16 protein-coding genes and 1 tRNA gene are annotated in these 17,071 nt (G+C 62.8%); 4 read left to right on the top strand and 13 right to left on the bottom strand.

Translation table 11 applies throughout. The features are described from left to right. Positions 1 to 780 carry an alpha/beta hydrolase gene (locus tag VN934_07980; protein HXM18740.1) on the bottom strand — a complete coding sequence of 260 codons (780 nt, stop codon included), beginning with the start codon at positions 778 to 780 and terminating at the stop codon, positions 1 to 3. A 192-nt stretch (positions 781 to 972) separates the two neighbouring features. Between VN934_07980 and VN934_07975 the strand changes: the two genes are divergently transcribed. Then, on the top strand, positions 973 to 1,110 hold the full coding sequence (locus VN934_07975) for a hypothetical protein (protein HXM18739.1): 138 nt from the start codon (positions 973 to 975) through the stop codon (positions 1,108 to 1,110). Between the two features lie 69 nt (positions 1,111 to 1,179). Then, complete coding sequence (locus tag VN934_07970) at positions 1,180 to 1,533, top strand: STAS domain-containing protein (protein HXM18738.1); 354 nt, start codon at positions 1,180 to 1,182, stop codon at positions 1,531 to 1,533. 6 nt (positions 1,534 to 1,539) lie between these two features. Here the strand turns inward: VN934_07970 and VN934_07965 are convergent, their stop codons facing one another. The 10 genes from VN934_07965 to VN934_07920 all read right to left on the bottom strand — a co-directional run bounded on the left by VN934_07965 (position 1,540) and on the right by VN934_07920 (position 13,165). Continuing rightward, a complete protein-coding gene (locus VN934_07965; protein ID HXM18737.1) occupies positions 1,540 to 2,328 on the bottom strand; it encodes an enoyl-CoA hydratase in 789 nt (262 codons plus the stop codon). 5 nt (positions 2,329 to 2,333) lie between these two features. After that, the gene (locus VN934_07960) at positions 2,334 to 3,986 is read right to left on the bottom strand and encodes an acyl--CoA ligase family protein (GenBank protein HXM18736.1); all 1,653 of its coding nucleotides are present in this window, start codon (positions 3,984 to 3,986) and stop codon (positions 2,334 to 2,336) included. A 15-nt stretch (positions 3,987 to 4,001) separates the two neighbouring features. Next, positions 4,002 to 5,081, bottom strand: a complete 1,080-nt coding sequence (locus VN934_07955) for a CapA family protein (protein ID HXM18735.1) — start codon at positions 5,079 to 5,081, stop codon at positions 4,002 to 4,004. A gap of 29 nt (positions 5,082 to 5,110) precedes the next feature. Further along, positions 5,111 to 6,862 (bottom strand): DUF885 domain-containing protein, encoded by a 1,752-nt coding sequence (locus VN934_07950; GenBank protein ID HXM18734.1) that lies wholly within the window; start codon positions 6,860 to 6,862, stop codon positions 5,111 to 5,113. Continuing rightward, the gene (gene ltaE / locus VN934_07945; GenBank protein HXM18733.1) at positions 6,855 to 7,907 is read right to left on the bottom strand and encodes a low-specificity L-threonine aldolase; all 1,053 of its coding nucleotides are present in this window, start codon (positions 7,905 to 7,907) and stop codon (positions 6,855 to 6,857) included. Before ltaE ends, VN934_07950 begins: the two co-directional genes overlap by 8 nt. Before the next feature lie 13 nt (positions 7,908 to 7,920). Beyond that, the gene (locus VN934_07940) at positions 7,921 to 9,546 is read right to left on the bottom strand and encodes a peptide ABC transporter substrate-binding protein (protein ID HXM18732.1); all 1,626 of its coding nucleotides are present in this window, start codon (positions 9,544 to 9,546) and stop codon (positions 7,921 to 7,923) included. Next, a complete protein-coding gene (locus VN934_07935) occupies positions 9,543 to 11,186 on the bottom strand; it encodes a peptide ABC transporter substrate-binding protein (GenBank protein HXM18731.1) in 1,644 nt (547 codons plus the stop codon). Before VN934_07935 ends, VN934_07940 begins: the two co-directional genes overlap by 4 nt. A 23-nt stretch (positions 11,187 to 11,209) precedes the next feature. After that, a complete protein-coding gene (locus VN934_07930; GenBank protein ID HXM18730.1) occupies positions 11,210 to 11,692 on the bottom strand; it encodes a CoA-binding protein in 483 nt (160 codons plus the stop codon). Next, on the bottom strand, positions 11,689 to 13,002 hold the full coding sequence (locus tag VN934_07925; protein HXM18729.1) for an O-acetylhomoserine aminocarboxypropyltransferase/cysteine synthase family protein: 1,314 nt from the start codon (positions 13,000 to 13,002) through the stop codon (positions 11,689 to 11,691). Before VN934_07925 ends, VN934_07930 begins: the two co-directional genes overlap by 4 nt. 88 nt (positions 13,003 to 13,090) lie before the next feature. After that, positions 13,091 to 13,165 (bottom strand) — tRNA-Thr (locus tag VN934_07920). 444 nt (positions 13,166 to 13,609) lie between these two features. Here VN934_07920 and VN934_07915 point away from each other — a divergent pair. Both VN934_07915 and VN934_07910 read left to right on the top strand, forming a co-directional pair. Continuing rightward, positions 13,610 to 14,065, top strand: coding sequence for a VOC family protein (locus tag VN934_07915; GenBank protein ID HXM18728.1), 456 nt, complete (start codon positions 13,610 to 13,612; stop codon positions 14,063 to 14,065). A gap of 690 nt (positions 14,066 to 14,755) precedes the next feature. Further along, entirely contained in the window at positions 14,756 to 15,346 is a 591-nt protein-coding gene (locus VN934_07910) for a DUF4760 domain-containing protein (protein ID HXM18727.1), read from the top strand. Here VN934_07910 and VN934_07905 read toward each other — a convergent pair. Then, positions 15,343 to 15,606, bottom strand: a complete 264-nt coding sequence (locus VN934_07905; GenBank protein ID HXM18726.1) for a GlsB/YeaQ/YmgE family stress response membrane protein — start codon at positions 15,604 to 15,606, stop codon at positions 15,343 to 15,345. The genes VN934_07910 and VN934_07905 overlap by 4 nt on opposite strands. A gap of 55 nt (positions 15,607 to 15,661) precedes the next feature. Continuing rightward, the gene (locus VN934_07900) at positions 15,662 to 17,062 is read right to left on the bottom strand and encodes a hypothetical protein (GenBank protein ID HXM18725.1); all 1,401 of its coding nucleotides are present in this window, start codon (positions 17,060 to 17,062) and stop codon (positions 15,662 to 15,664) included. Between the last annotated feature and the right edge of the window lie 9 nt (positions 17,063 to 17,071).

The raw sequence follows: 17,071 nt of genomic DNA, 5'->3' as shown, positions 1-17,071 counted from the left end.
TTATTTGCGGAAGATGAACCGTTCGACGGCCAGCATGCTCGGGTCGTCCGGCTGGGCAGCCATGGCCGCGAGGATTCCCCAGTGATCGCGACCCTCCGGTTGGAGGTAGTCCACCTGGTCGCCGGCCGCCCGAAGCTGCTCCGCGAGTTCGCGCGAGATGGCTTCGGGCGCCATGTCATCGGCTCGTCCGTGGATGACCAAGCACGGCGGCTCCTTGCCGAGCAAACGCGGTCCAATGTCGAAGCGGGACCACGTTTCCCGATCGGGCCCGAACGCAGGCTCATAGATGCCCTGATACTGTTGCTGCAAGTCTTGCACATCGCGGCTTGGGTTGATGCCGACGGCGCCGATCGCGACGATCCCCGCAACAGGCGCGCGCGGCAACAAGCCCGAGAGCAACGCGAAGAGCACGAGCTGCGCGCCGGCGGAATGTCCGATGAGAAAGACGCGCGCACCGTCGTAGCCGGCGGTATCTGCGCGTGCGACGAGCCACTGCACGGCTGCCCCAACAGCGCCTGCCTGCTCCTCCGCGCTCACAAGGGGCGCCAACGGATAGTTGACGATCGCCACAGCGATGCCGCGCTTGGCAAAGGCCGCGCCCAGTGGGGCGTAGTCGCGCTTGTCGCCCGATACCCACGCGCCGCCATGCACGAACACGGCAAGCGGCTCGCCGCGACGGCCTGTCGGGAGGTAGAGGTCAAGCGCTTCTGAGGTCCGCGCCGTCCCGTAAGCGAAGGTCGTGACGCTCATTTCGGGCGGCGGCGTAGCGGGTCCGAGCACGGCCGCCCAACTTTCGCGCCAGGCGGGCAATTCTCCGTACTGAGACGCGCCAATTCTCCGTGTAAACCCCGATTCGAGCGACCCCCTCCGGCGAGTACCATGAACGAGTCGGGGTGCTCGACTGCACCCAAGCGCCCTGACCCACACATCCGGGCTTGCCCGGAAAGCTACATGCCTGGGAGGGCCACGTCCATGAGTGAGAAGCCGAACAACTACGCCGAGGATCTTGACGACGAGACCAACGACCTGCTCGACAACCGTTCGACGCTCGTCCGCATCCGCAGGGGTCCGGACACAGCGATCTTCGGTGGCTGGGGACCCAAGATCTAAGCAGACCACAGACGCAAGCCGGGGCTAAAGCCCCGGCACTACATTAGAACTAATCGGAGGAAGAATCAGATGTGGAATCAACCGCAAGCGATCACCGTCACGGAGTTTTCAGAGCCATTCGACGTCCAATCGTGCTCGCGCATGCGCAGCGCATTCCGAGATCACGTGCGCGACGGCAAGTACGTCCATATCGTTGATCTGCGGCAGCTCGAGACCACGGACGCGCTCGTTCTCAAAGCGATCATCATCGCGTTGCGCATCGTTCGAGAGGCCGGCGGGCAGCTGTGCGTGGTCGTCGACAATCCGAACATCCGGCGCGCGTTGAGCCTGACCGCGCTGGACCGGGTGTTCCCTGTGCACGCGAACCTTGACGAGGCGTATTCGGCGCTGGATTACACCCTGTGCTTCGCAAAGCGCGCTTAGTGTGACCTACTTAGGCCACTTCGGGGGGCGCTTTTCGAGGAACGCGCTGATGCCCTCATGCGCGTCGGGGCCGGCGGCGTTCTGCGACATCACTTCTTTCGTGTACTCGTACGCGTCATGTTGCGGCATGTCGACCTGCTTGTAGAAGGCGCGCTTGCCGATGCCGACCACCACCGGGCTCGATGCCGCGATCTTGTCGGCCAGCGCGCGGGTCGCTGCCGTCAAGTCGCCGGGCGTCACGACCTCATTGATGAGTCCGGCCACGAGCGCTTCGCGCGCCGGGACCTGTTCGCCGGTCAGCAGCATCTGCATCGCCTTCTTGCGGCCGACCGCCCGGCTGAGCGCCACCATCGGCGTCGAGCAGAACAAACCGATCTTGACGCCCGGGGTGGCAAACCACGCGATGTCGGCGGCTATCGCCAGATCACACGTGGCGGCTAGCTGGCAGCCTGCGGCGGTGGCAGGGCCTTGGATGCACGCGATCACCGGCTGCGGGATCGCTTGCACCGTCTCCATCAGCACTTCGCACGCATCGAATATCGTCCGGTAGTTGGCGATGTCGCGATTCACCAGCTCGGAGAGATCGTGGCCGGCGGAGAACACCGGACCGTTCGCGGCGAGCACCACGACTTGCACCGCGCGTTGCGCGCCGACCTGCCGCAGCGCGGCGGTCAAGGAACGCATCATCTCCAGCGACAACGCATTGCGTTTCTCCGGACGGTTCAACGTGATGGTCGCAATCGCGCCGTCGACTTGGACGAGCACGTGCGGCGTGGATTTGACTTCGGTCGCCATGGCGGTTAGTTGATCCTCTTCTCGCGGCCGGCCCATTCCTTCTCGCGCAACTTGAATTTCTGGACCTTGCCCGTCGACGTCTTCGGCAGCGGTCCGAACTCTACCGCCTTGGGCGCCTTGAAGTGCGCGATCTTCTCGCGCACGAAGTCGATGATCTCTTTTTCGGTCGCGCTGGCGCCGCTCTTCAGCGTGACGAACGCCTTCGGCACCTCGCCCCATTTGTCGTCCGGAATCCCGACCACCGCGGCTTCGAGAACCGCGGGGTGGGCATAGACGGCGCGCTCGACCTCGATGGTGGAGATATTCTCACCGCCGCTGATGATGATGTCTTTGGCGCGGTCGCGCAGCTCGATGTAACCGTCCGGATGCATCACTCCCAGGTCGCCGCTGTGGAACCAGCCGCCGCGAAACGCTTTTTCGGTAGCGGCCGGATCGTTGAAGTAGCCCTTCATCACGTTGTTGCCGCGCATGACGACCTCGCCCATCGTGGCGGCGTCGGCGGGAACGTCGCGCATCTCATCGTCCACCACGCGCAGCTCCGGCGCGTGGATGTAGCCGACCCCCTGGCGTGACTTCATGCGCGCGCGCTCCTCGGCGGGTTTGTCATTCCACTCGGCGCGCCACTCGCTGACGGTGTGAGGCCCGTACGTCTCCGTGAGGCCGTAGGCGTGCGTGAGCACGGCGCCCATGGATTCGATGCGCGAGATGACGGTCGGCGGAGGCGGCGCTCCAGCGGTGACGATGCGGATGAGCCGCGGGAATCGGTAATCCGGCGTCGCCTCGGCCGCCAGCGCGACGATCACGGTCGGCGCGGCGCACATGTGCGTGACCTTCTCTTCTACGATGAGTTTGAAGGCGAGTTTGGGGTCGACTTTCGGCAAAGCCACGTGGCGCGCACCGGTCGCGGTCACTCCCCATGTGTAGCACCAACCGTTGCAGTGGAACATCGGCAGCGTCCAGAGGTAGATGCTGTCGCCGGTGAGGCCGGCCTGATAGACCTCTCCGAGCGCGTTGAGATATGCGCCGCGATGCGTGTAGAGAACGCCCTTGGGGCGACCGGTCGTGCCGCTCGTATAGTTGATGCTGATCGGCTGTTCTTCGTCGTCGATGCCGAGGTTGAACGGTTCGGGGCTGCCGCGTTGGATGAATTCCTCGTACGTCGGCCCCTTCAAACCGGGATCGCTCGGCGGCGCGCCGGTCCAGATCAGGTTTTCGATCTTGGTGTCCTTGATGCCGTGAGCGAGCAGATCCGCGAAATCGGGATGGATGATGATCGCCTTGGCGCCGGAGTGCTGCAGGATATAGGTGATCTCGTCTGCGCTCAGGCGGATATTGATGGCGACGAGGATCGCGCCGACCTGCGGCACACCGAAATGCGCCTCGAGCACCTCGTCGGAGTTCGGCGCCAGCACAGCGACGCGATCGCCGCTGCGGATGCCGGCGCCGCGCAGAGCGCTGGCGAGCCGGTAGATGCGCTCGCCGAACTGCGCGTAGGTGTAGCGGCGGTCTCCGTCGACCACCGCGACTCTATCCGGAAAAACGTGCAGGCTGCGCTCGAGGAACGAAAGCGGCGAGAGCAGCGAGCGGTTCACGGGCAAGGCCGACCACTGGTCGCGCGACCAAAGCTTTTGGAATGTGGTCTTGTCGAGTTCCAGCATCGCTTCCAAAGCCTCCTATTCCGGGGGTCCGTAGGCATGGCGCGAACTAAAGTGCCAACGCAACGGCGCCGCGACCAGCCGCCCGCCGACGGGGCTGGGCACGCCGCCCTTGATCTCGACCGGCACCGCTTCCCACGATGTGATCGCGTCGCCTCGCAGATGGATCTGCAAGACCGCGCTGCGCGTTTTCAGGCCCGGGGTGGTGTCGAAGACGAAGTTCCCCAGCGTGTAGGCGATGAGTCCGCCGTGGTACGACTCGATCGGTCCGAGCACGTGCGGGTGCGCTCCGATGACCAAAAGGGCTCCGGCATCGATCGCCGCGTGCGCTTCAAGGACGTGCTCCTTGGAAGGTCGTCCGACAAATTCGTCGCCCCAGTGCTCGAAGACGATCACCACGTCGGCCTGGCTGCGCGCCAGTTTGATCGATTCCGTTAACGTCTTCAGATACGGCCTGTCGATCTCACCGGTGATCGTGCTGCGCCCGGCCGCGATGCCGGGGCTTTTGGCGGAGGCGGCATACCCGATCGGAATCACATCGGAAAAAGAGAGCAAGGCGAACCTCAGCCCGCGCCGCTCGAAGTAGGCCGGCTGCCATGCCTCCGCGGAATTCTCACCTGCGCCGGCGGTCCCAATGCCCGCATCGCGAAGCGCGGACAGCGTGTCGCGCATCGCGACTGGGCCGAAGTCCATCATGTGGTTGTTGGCCAGCGACATCGCCGCAAAACCGGCGTTCGCGATCCCGGTGGCCGCCTCTGGAGGCCCGCGCAACAGAAACTCTTTGCGCGCTTTCAGCGCCGCCTTGCTCTTCGCTTTGGTCGGTTTACCCCGGTACGACAGGGGGCATTCGAGATTGCCGATGACGGCGTCAGCGGCTGCGAAGATCGGGTGCATCAAGGCGAATGGGGCGTCCGGACCCGGCTTGTTCACAAGCGCTGCGACGCCCCAGCCCGGCATCACATCGCCGACTGCATCGAGCGTGACCTCAGGGGCGGCATTGCGCGTGACCGCCGGCATGGTCTGCACGCCTGCACTCGCTTTTAGGCGCGCCTGAGCGTGCGATGGCGGCATCACCGCCGTCATGACGAGGGCGAGCACGAGTGCTAGTCTGTACAAGGTCGTAGAGATTACAATAAGGAGCCCTTATCGTCCTGGCCCAGCAGATACTTCCGCATGAAGTAGATGGGCGGGTCGCCGTGCGACAGCAACTCATCGTGGAACTTCGCCAGACTGTAATCTGCGCCCAGCTTCGTTTTGTAGTCGTCGCGCAGTTTGAGAAGCATCAGCTTGCCGAGCGTGTAGTAGCCGTAGAGCGGATCCATCGTGCCGCGTACCGCCTCGCGAAATGCCGGCTCCTGCGGCTGATACGAATTGTCCATGAAGAATTTGGTGGCCTGTTCCACCGTCATGCCCTGCGTGTGCTCCTTGATGCCGACCACGTAGCGGCAGTCGCGCCACAACGCCCCAGATAGTTGTGCGAGCCGGTAGCGCGGGTCGCCGCCGCCAAGCCCTTCGTCGACCATCATCTGCTCGTCGTAATGCGCCCAGCCTTCGCCGAACGCCGGGTTCCACTCTATTTTGCGGATCAGGCTCAGATCGTGCTCTTTGTTGAACAGATAGTTGACGTAGTGGCCGGGATATGCTTCGTGGGCCGACACGATCAGCAGCCAGTAAGGGGTATAGAATCTCAAATGCTGCTCGGCCTTGTCCGCAGGCCACTTCGGATCTGCGAGCGTCACGTTGTAGTAGGCTTCGGTGGCAACCGTCTCGAGCGGGCCCGGCGAATTCATGGACGCAAAGGTCGTCTGGGCTGCGAACTGCGGCGTCTTGATGACTTTGGCGATCGGCGCGTCGGGCAGATCGATGATGTGCTTGGCCTTGATGAAGCTGACCAGCTGCGCGAGCTGCGCTTGCGCGACGGAGAGCAGCTGCGCGTTGGTCGGGTGGTTCTTTTGGATGTCGGCGAGCACTTGCCCGGGCGTCTTTTTGGGATCGATCCGTTTGGCCGTGGCGATGAAGTCGGCTTTATCCCGCGCCAGGCGCGCTTCGCCGATCGCGAGCAGTTTATCGAGCGGAATATCCTCGATGTTCTGCAGCTGTTCCAGCCGGCGGTATGTCGCGGCGCCGATGGCGTACGGAGCGTGAGCCTTGGGCGCGACCCTTGTATGGATGAAGCTCGCATAGCTCTTGAAGGCAGCCATCACTGCGGCGTTGACGGCCTTGAAACGCGCTTGGGAGGCGGCGTCTCCTACTCCAACAAACGCCCTCGGCACGTCGGTCGAAAAGAAATCGACCGAGCCTTGCGCGTCCAGTTCCGCGACTTTCGCGACGATCGCCGGCACTAGTGTGGGCACGATGTTCTTTTCGGCCTGCTGCAACAGCCCCGGAAGCTGCGCCTCGCGGTCGATCGCAAGCGTGAGACGCTTGGAAGCCGGAGCGAAAGCGCGCGAAATGATCGCGTACACGCCGCCGGCTCCGATGCCGGTGTAGTACCCGGGATCGCTTTGCCAGGTGGCGCGTTCCTCGAGTTGATACAAGTTGCCGCGTATGGACGCGTCGAGCGACTTTTGATCCACCTGCCCGTCAAATGACAGCGTCGCCGCGTCGATCGCGGCAAGCGCGTTGAGCGTGGCGTGCAGGTGGGCGATCTCGGCCTTGATGGCTACCGGCGTCACCGGATCCAAACGATCGTCGTAGTCGTGGACGCCGGTACCCGTCGCCCCGGTCGGCGAGAATAGCCATTCGGCGCGATAGTAGTCTTTCGCCAGCGCGGTCAAGGCGGCGTCACCGGCGGGCGCTGCGGGCAGCGACGCCGCGGGAACAGCGGCTTGCATGACGACCAGGGCCAACGCGAAAGATAAAAAGCGAAAGTTAGACACGGACTCCTCCTTGCTGTTTGCGCCCTGCTTCGATCATGTGTGCCGCGGCGGCCAGCACCTGTTCGCGCGAGACATCGAGATGGGTCACGGCGCGGAACCGGCCGCCGCCGAGACTGTTGACCGCAACGCCGGCAGCGCGCCATGCGGCCAAGAGCGCATCGGGGTCGGACCCGGCGCTCTTGAGGCTGAACGAGATGATATTCGTCTGCACGCTTGAGAGGTCGACGTCGAATAGGCCGCTCCCCAAGAGCTCGCCGGCGAAGGCTTTGGCGTTGTCGTGGTCGTCCTGCAAGCGCCGCGGACCGTCGCGCAGCGCGATGAGCGCGGCCGCGGCGATCACGCCTGCTTGACGCATCCCGCCGCCGACCATCTTGCGCACCTTGCGAGCGCGCTCGACGAAGTCTCGCCGGCCCGCTACTGCGGAGCCGATCGGGGCCCCGAGACCTTTCGAGAAACAGATGCTCACCGAGTCGGCTTCGGCCGCAAGCGCCAAGGCCGGCACCTGCAGTGCCACGGCCGCGTTGAAGAGCCGGGCGCCGTCGAGGTGCATGGCGACGTCGTGCGCGTGCGCGACGTCAGCGACCGCGCGCGTCTGCTCGACGGTCAGCACGCGGCCGCCGCCGCGATTGTGCGTGTTCTCAAAACATACGAGCCGGGTGACGGGGAAATGGATGTTTTTCCGGTCACGAATGGCGCGTTCGACGTCGGCCGGATCGATGGCCCCGTCGCGGTTCGGCACGGTGCGCACCTGCACGCCGCCGAGCGCCGACACGCCGGCGACTTCATAGTAGAACATGTGCGCTTCGTCGCCGATGATGACTTCGTCGCCTCGCTGGCAATGCGCAAGCGCCGAGATCAGGTTCCCCATCGTGCCGCTCGGGACGAAGACCGCGGCTTCTTTGCCGAGCGCGGAGGCGGTCTCGGCTTCGAGTTCGAGAACCGTGGGATCCTCGCCGTAGACGTCGTCGCCCACGCGCGCCGCCGCCATCGCCTTGCGCATAGCGTCGGACGGTTTGGTGACGGTATCGCTTCGAAGGTCGATCACGTGCGCACCGGCGCTAGTTCGTCCATTGCCAGGAGTTCCAAAAAGTCGTGACCGCCGGAGCGGGCTTGTAAGCCTTGAGGGACGTGCTTATCACGTCGTTGCGATCTTGCCACCACAAGAACACGACCGGCATGTCCTCGGCGAGCAGCTCTTGGATGCGCGTGTATGCGGCCTTGCGCGTGGCATTGTCATAATGGGTCAGCGCGATGCGCTCTTGTTCTTCGATGCGCGGATCGCAGATGAACGAGTGGTTGTACTCGCCGCGCTGGTCGCAGCCCCACAGCGCATCGTCGTCGGGGTCTACGCCGCCGATCCAGCCCTCGAAGGCCACGTCGAACTTGCCGTTGGAAAGGACTCCGCCCGCCGCCTTCGCCGCGTAGATGACGGCGTGCGCTATCGGCTTGAGCGCGAGATCCACGCCGACACGGCGCAACTCGTTCTGCAGGATCGCCCCGATGCGTTCACCGTCGCTCGCCTCGGCGTCGTAGGCATAGACGACTGACAGCCGTTTACCGTTCTTGACTCGAATGCCGTCCTGACCAGGCGTCCAACCCGCTGCTGTCAGTGCGGTTGACGCACTGGCGGGATCGTAGCGCGGCACGGCCACGTTCGGATCGTACGTGTAGAGATAGGGCGGCTGGGGGCCTACCGCGGGCTGGCCGGCGCCGTGCAGAATCGTGCGGATGATGTATTGTTTGTCGATCGCCCCGGCAAGCGCCCTACGCACGTGCACGTCGTCGAGCGGCGGATGCGTGGTGTTGAACGTGATGTAATAGAACTCGTTGAACAGCGTGTGCAGCATGCGCGTGTTCGGCACCGTTGCCAGTTCGGGCAGTTGATTCACCTGCGGATCGCTGTACAGGTCGGCCTCGCCGGTCCGCATCATGATGACTCGCGTGTTGGAGTTGGGCACGACCAAGTACTCGACGCGCTTGAGCTTCGGCGGCCCGCGCCAGTAGTGCGGATTGGCGATCAGGGTGAGGCCGACCGATTGCTCCCACTTGACGGCGATGAACGGCCCGGTGCCGACCGGCTTGAGATTGTACGCCGCATGGTTGATGTTCGGCAGACCCTTGAGCAGGTGCTCCGGCAGCACGCAATACGGAGTGAGGCTCGGTGCGAAGAACATCGCGGCTGCCGGCGCGTACGGCCGTTTCAGGCGCACCTTCACCGTGTACGGATCGGGCGCCGTCATGTCGGCGATCTGGTCGAACCCGGTGCGGCTCACCACGTTGTTGGCCGGATTCATCACGACGTGCCATGAGAAGATGACGTCGCGCGCGTCGAAGGGCGCGCCGTCGTGCCACAGCACGCCCTTGCGCAGGTGGTAGGTGATGGTGAGTCCGTCCGCGCTGATGCCGCCGTTGTCTTTGGTCGGAACGACCGTGGCGAGATCGGGCTCGAGGTTGCCTTTGTCGTTGACGAGGAAGAGCCAGCCGCCCCAGAACATCGCGGCGTCGCTCGACGCCGCGCTGGACGACAGCTCGGGAACGAGCGAATCGATGGTGCCCGCGCCGACGATGCGCACGACGCCCGGGATGCTGCCGGCCTGCTGCTGACGCTGGGCGCCTGTCTCTACCTTAGAACATGCAGCTAGCACCAGCACCGCCGCCACCAGCACGGCGCCGGAAATCTTCAAATCGAATACTCCCATGGGTTCCAGAAGGTCGTCACCGCGTGCGCCGGCTTGTAGCCTTTGAAATCGGAGTTCGCCGCGTCCAGGCGGCTCACGTACCAGATCACGATCATCGGTTCTTGGTCGGCTAGGATGTCCTGGATCTTGTCGTATGCGGCCTTGCGCTTCACCGGGTCATACTCGGTGAGCGCGATCTTCTCTTGCGCATCCAACTCCGGATCGCAGATCTGATACGTGTTCTGACCGTTCGGCGGGAACTGGTCGCACATCCACAGGGTCGAGTTGTCGGGATCGACGCCGTTGACCCACGAGTAATTGCCGACCTCGAACTTATCCCGCTGCAAGATGCCGCCCGCGCCGTAACTCGCGAACAGCTGCGGCGGGATGTAGTTCTTGACCGTGAGGTCCACGCCGACTTTCTTCCATTGGTTCTGGACGAGCAATTCGATTTTCTCGGCGTCTTTGCGCCCGGTCGAGCCCGTGATCGAGATCGTGAGCCTCTTGCCGTTTTTGGAGCGATAGCCGTCCGAGCCCATGGTCCAGCCTGCCTGATCCAGCAGTTTGCCGGCCATAGCGACGTCGTACGGGTACTGCTTCACGTGAGCGTTGTGGGCCCATAAGAACGCGGGCTGATCGCTATCCCCCTTCACGTAGAGATCGTGCGATACGTCGTGGATCAGCTCTTGCGTGTCGGTCGCATAGGCCAGCGCTTGGCGCACGCGCTTGTCCGACAAGGCCGGTACTTTCGTGTTGAACCCGAGCTGACCATATTGCGTAAACGGGGTCTTGTACAGTTGCACGCCCTGGATCTGCTGGAGTTCGGGATAGTGCGCGGCGGACGCGTTGTATTGGAAGTCGATCTCGTGCGTCTTCATTTGCGTCAGCAGCGTGTTCTCATCCGGAATGATATGGTAATCGATTTCCTTGAGCTTGGGCGCGCCCCGCCAGTAATGCGGGTTGGCGACGAACTTGATGAGACTGCCCTTCTCGTAACTCACGATTTGGAACGGACCGGTGCCGATCGGCTTGTTGTTGTAGTCGGCATGGTTGATGTTCGGCAGTTGACCGAGCAGGTGTTTCGGAAGGATCGGAAACGGCGTGCCGGACATAGTGAAGAACGACGCGACGAACGGCGCCCACTTCTGCTTGATGTGCACGACGATCGTGTGGTCGTCTTTCTTGTCGATGCCGGTGATGAGGTCGTAGCCGACGCGGCTGCTTACGTTGTTGTCCTTGTTCATGATGGCTTGATAGGTGAAGATCACGTCATCCGCGGTGAAGGGCTTGCCATCTTGCCACAAGACGCCTTTGCGCAGATGGTACGTGAAGGACAGTCCATCCGCGCTAATGCCGCCGTTTTTCAACGTCGGCTCTTCGGTGGCGAGTTCGCCGATGAACTTGCCGTCATCGGTCCAGTTCAGCAGATACCCCGCCCAGAACATCGAGAGGTCCACTTCAACCTGCTGGTTGCCGATCACCGGGTTCAGATTGTCCGGCTCGGCGTTGTTGGCCCAGCGCAGAACGCCGTGGATGGTCCACGAGTTGCCGCCGGCGCCGCCGGTTTCGGTGCTGACCTTCGTGCACGCAGCCAGTGAGGCGACGGTAAGACATGCTACCACGAGCGATGCGATCGGACGTTTCATGCGTGCAAACTCTCCTGCCCTATCTAAGGTACGATGGGACTCCGCTTGGAACTTAAGACCCCAGAGTTCATGCCCGCGACGCTCAACCCTCCGGCGAAGCGTGCGTGCTCGACCTTCATGCAGCGATCGACGACCACGTCGAGTCCGGCGTCGTCCGCGATCCTGATGGCCTCCTGGTTGATGACGCCATATTGAAACCATATCGCTTTGGCGCCGACGCTGACCGCGTCGCGCGCGACTTGCGGCGTGTGCTCGGGCTTGCGGAACACGTCCACGATGTCGGGTGGTCCGTTTTCTTCCGCGTATTGGGCCAGCGACGCATAGCTTTTGAGGCCGTCGACCTCCTTGTATGCCGGGTTCACGGGCCGTACGTCGAAGCCGTGCGTTCGCAGGTAGCGGAAGACGAAATAACTCGGGCGCGTGGGGTTGGCGCTCGCGCCGACCATGGCGACCTTCTTGCTGCGCGCTTGCAAGTCGCGCCGCTGGGACGGCGTGGTGAGGATCACGACAGCGCGCCGGCGAGCGCCGCGCCGCTCTTCGCGGCCTGCAGGCCTCGTTCGAGATCCCAGATCAGATCGTCGACGTCCTCGAGCCCCACGGAAAGCCGGACCATGTCCGGGGTGATGCCCGCCGCGGCCATTTCTTCATCGGTGAGTTGCTGGTGCGTCGTGGAGGCCGGGTGGATGACGAGACTCTTGGCATCGCCGACGTTGGCGAGATGACTCCATATCTCGAGCGCCTCGATGAAGCGCACGGCGGCCTCTCGCCCGCCACGCACGCCGAACGTGAAGATCGACCCGGCGCCCTTGGGCAGATATTTCTGCGCAAGAGTTCGCTGCGGGCTGGAAGGCAGGCCGGCGTACTTGACCCATGCGACGGCATCGTGATTCTCGAGATAGCGCGCGACCTGTTCGGCGTTCTCGACGTGCGCCTTCATCCTGACGGCTAGCGTCTCGAGTCCGAGGATCAGCAGCCATGCGTTCATCGGCGACATGCTCGCGCCGACGTCGCGCAGCACTTCAAGGCGCGCCCGGCACAGGAATGCGAACTCGCCGAACGTCTCCGTGAAATTCATGCCGTGATACGCGGGGCTTGGAGCGCTGACCAGCGGGTGGCGCTCAGCCCACCGGAACTTGCCGGATTCGACGATGACGCCGCCGATGAGCGTGCCGTTGCCGCTTAGATACTTCGTGGCGGAATGCAGAACGATATCCGCGCCGTGCTCGATGGGCCGGCATAGGTACGGAGAGGCGAAAGTATTGTCGACGATGAGCGGCACGCCCGCGCGATGCGCGACATCTGCCAAAGCCGAAATATCGGCCACGTTGCCGAGCGGGTTGCCGATCACCTCGACGAACATCGCTTTCGTATTCGGACGGATCGCGGCCGCCATGGCTTCCGGCGCGCCGTTGGGCACGAAGGTGACGTCGATGCCCAAGCGTTTGAACGTGACCGTGAATTGCGTGATTGTGCCGCCGTACAGATTGGCCGAAGCGACGAGATGGTCGCCAGCCTGCGCAAGCGTCAAAACGGTGATGAGCTGGGCCGCTTGTCCGGAAGCGGTCGCGACGGCGCCCAGGCCGCCTTCAAGGCTGGCGATCTTCTCTTCAAAGGCGGCGACCGTTGGGTTGGAAATGCGGCTGTAGATCGTGCCGTAGCTGCGCAGCGAGAACAGCTCGCGAGCGTGTTCGGCGGAGTCGAAGACGAAGCTCGAGCTCATGTAGAGCGGTGCCGCGCGCGCGCCGGTGGCGGGGTCGGGCGGCGTTCCCGCGTGGAGCGCCCGGGTCGAGAAACCAAACGAACGATCTTGGGTCATGGCGGCTTTTGGATTCGAAGCGCCGTCCGTCATCCGTAGCCAGGGAGCTTTAGCTCCGTGATGTGCGGCGGCGCTTCGCCCTTTCATCTGGAGCCGACGGTCAGGCTTGAACTGACGACCTGCGGTTTACGAAACCGCTGCTCTACCGCTGAGCTACGTCGGCGTTAATTGCTGCGAGCTTTATCTTGTAAGCCTTTGGGCGTTTGGCCCTGTCTTTAATCTTGCTCGATCTTGACTCCGTGGTCACGAAACGGTCACGGACGACCGCAAAAGGGGCTCGAAATGCCATTTTCTCAACGGCCTTACTACGCGCCTGCAAGAGCTTGCTGGAGCGCCTGAGCCGCCGTGTCTTCAGCCGATGGCAATTGGTGGCCGTATACCCGCATGAGCATGGCTGTGTCGTGCCCTAGCCGCAAGACCACCGAACGAGTTTAGCAAGGCGCATCCCGAATTTTCCCCTGGTGATTGGATCAGAAGTATTCCGCTAGGTCGCATCGGCGCCCCCGAGGACATCGCTGAGGCCGTCGCGCTGCTCGTGTCGGATCGCGGGAAGTTCATAGGCGGCGTGATTTACCGTGTCGAGGTGGAATGACGGGGCCTTACGAATGTGCAGAAAGCTCGCATCACCCGCGCGTACAAGCCGCGACTTGATGCGTTACGAAGAGGTACGGACGTGAAAGTACAACTTGGCGCGGTCTGGCATTTCAGCCTTGCCGTCAGAGACCCGGAGAAGAGCGCGCAGTTTTGGACCAAGAACTTCGATCTGCATGAAATGTTCCGGTCCGATGAGGCCATCGCGCTGACGAACGACGCAATTATCATCGGGTTCTTCAAAGGCACACCACATCCGGACACGATTGACCACATGTCGTTTCACCTCGACAGTATGCGCGCGCTACACGAAGCGCTCGAGATGCTGAAGAAAAACGGCGTAGAACTGGAAGATCCCGGCAACGAGATCGGCCCCACAGCGCCGGGCTCGCCGCATATGGGCCTGTGGTTTCACGATCCGGACGGGTATCGCTGGGAGCTCTCGGTTCAGAACGGTGCCCGCGAGCGCTAACCGCGCAGCGCTAACGAGGCGATATGCCACTAAAATGATACCTGCTCACAATTCCTCCTTATGCTAAACGCCACCTCGGGTCACAACCGCCAGAAAGAAGCCTAGCGCAAGAGCAACAAACTGTGGGCGCATCGTAAGCCCCCTTACCCCAAAGAACACGTTAGAGTTCGGCCCTTCCTCAGGCATCCCCGTCATAGGGGTTTGGGGCGGCCCGTTGACCAGCTAGCCGGACCACGACTTCCCGAGCGTTTTCCGAGGCTGCCCCTTACCCAATAAGCCGTTAGGCTTGCTCGGGTGCATATGGAATTATTCTGGAAAAAATCTCGAAATTGCGCGCCGAGGGATCAAATTCCGAAAATGGACCACCTTGGGGCCGACCGGGGTTTTTTGCGTGTGGTCACGCCGCGGTCACGGAACCATGCGGCAGCATCCAAACCCAAGCAACCCTACGCGGTGGTGCGACGAGAAAAAAGGAACGTGCCATAACTTGACGACACGCCTTTCTAGAATTACGAAACCGCTGCTCTACCGCTGAGCTACGTCGGCGAGAAGTGTCATTTTCTCCGGCGGCCCTCCTACGCGCCTGCTGTGCTCGGCGCGAGGTGGGCCGTGGCGCCGAAACAAACTCCCCAGACTCAAGCCCAGGCCGGCCCCTTTTGTGGGTTGGCTGACACGTTGCCGGAGGTTGCCATGTCGCTCGAAATCATCAATACCTTTGGGACCGTTACAACGGTTGTCATCGTGGCCGCCACCGCGATCGCCGCGCTGGTGCAACTACGCCACCTGCGCGCGGGAAATCAAATCACTGCGCTGCTCGCCATTCAAAACGAATTGGATAGTCCGGATTTTCGTGAGGCGGAGCTGATGCTTCGCCACGATCTCCCGCATGCGCTCGAAGATCCAGCGTTTTGCGCTTACTGCGTGGCAGAAGCCAAGAGGGAACGTCCGACGAGCGATCAAGATCACGTCCGTATCCGGCAAGCGTCGGTTCTCATCGCCAACACGTACGAGAATCTCGGCGCACTCGTCAAGAATGGGATCTTCGACCGAGCCCTCTTTCTCGATATCTACGGCTGGGTGGTTCTCAACAATTGGGATCTCCTCGATGGCTTTATCGCGATCACTCGCGCGACCACCGGAAATGAAACCATTTTCGAGAACTTCGAATACATCGCGGCGATCTCGCGCCGCTACCTCGATGAGCGCCCGGTCACGTACCCGCCCGGCATACCGCGGCTCGAGCTTCATCTCCCCCGAGCCGCGGCCAAACTCGTGACTTAGGCGCGCCGACCGGTCAATGCCCGCGCGAGGAACAACAGGATGACGGCTCCGACGAAAGCCACGATAATGCTCGGGATGTTGATCCCTGTCGCGCCCACGTGACCGAAGTAATTCCAGATCCAACCGCCGAGGATCGCGCCGAGGACCCCGATGATGAGGTCGCCGAGGATGCCGCCCGGCCCTTCACCGCGGATGACGAACTTCGCAAGCCACCCGGCGATGATGCCAACGACTATCCATGAGATGAAGCCCATACCCATAAGTCACCCCAATCATGTTGTGTGCGTACCTACCAGCAATGTACCCGTCTAGCGCTTAGACTACACCCTGGCCGGTGGGCTCTGGCACGCGCCGCCGAAAGATCATTTCGAACGCCGCGAAGACAAGTGGCGCGGCGACAAGTGCGGCGGGAAGCCACGGAACCGAAAAGCACGGGTCGAGCGCGAACGCGGCGAGCGGATACAGCACGCAAAAGACGGGTAATGCCGACCGCTGATAGATGGCGTACGGAAGACCCATGGTCAGATACCAGGGGTAGAGGTTTATGGTAAGCGCGGGCATCGCCCACGCGGCTGCGACGAACTTGCGCGCGGCGACGAGCGCCGCGATCAGCGCGATGACCGCGAAGGCAAGCGCGAGCCCGTGCGGCACGACTCGCTCTGGATTGAACGCGCGCGCGGCGTAAACGGCTTGCACGCCAAGGCCGCCGACGTAAGGCAGGCCCCCGACGAGCACCGAGACGGTGACGGCGGTGATGATCACGGACGCAGTCAGGGCTAAACGCTGCGCGAGCGTTCCCTTTGCCGCAAAGCAGATCGCGCATACGAAGGCGTAGGGCAATTTGATTAGGCCTGCCGCGATGGCCAGGGCAGCCGCCACGAGCTGCGAGCGAGCGGAGAACGCTCCGAGCGTCAAGGCGAGCGCGAGCATGTCATTGTGCCCGTCGGCGATGAGTTCGAAGATGAAATATGGGTTGCACGCCAAAAGCGCGATCGTCGCAGGTTCGACTTTGAGCCTGCGCAGCAACACGATCACCGCAACAAGGCCCGCTGCGTTGATGAAGCGCAGCAGCAGCAGTGACCCGAACAACGAAAGTTTGGCGCCGCCGACGATGTAATGATCGAGGGCGATGAAGAGCGGCCCGTATGGCGAAGGCCACGGCGGGCTGCCCCAATAGTCGTTGACGAGCCCAAAATTGCCAGGTAGCCGCTGCGCGGTCGGATGGTAGGCGCCCCAGCCCAGCAGCGCATCCGATACGTAAGCGTAGATGTCCCCGCTCGTGACCACGGGCGCGAAGACCGCCATTGCCACGAGCGCGGCGCACCCCGCGACCATCAAACCCCGTTGGGCACCACTCCCAGAGAGCAGGATGCGATGAAGAAGATACAGGGCCGCACACTGCGCGATGACGATCGCGAGCAGTGACAGGCTGACAGCCTGCCGAATGTCGGGGACGAACGGACCGCGGTCAGTGACGATCGGTATCGGCAGCCGGTAGAACCAGGCCGAGTTCACTTGCTGATGGTAGGCGGCCCAACGCAGCAACGCGAGTTGCAACGCGAACAGAGCGACGAGCGCGACCATGACCACGAGTGCGGCGGCGCGCGGCTGTTTGGCGACCAATCCGCTGCGCGGGCCCGGGGGAAGAAGGCCCGTTTTTGGGCGCACCACTTCCCATAGGGCGAACAACAGCACGCTGGTGAAATACGCGATCACAAGTCACGC

The sequence above is a fragment of the Candidatus Tumulicola sp. genome (genome assembly GCA_035601835.1).
Lineage (GTDB): Bacteria > Vulcanimicrobiota > Vulcanimicrobiia > Eremiobacterales > Eremiobacteraceae > DATNNM01.
This window is presented reverse-complemented; position numbering and strand designations above follow the sequence as displayed.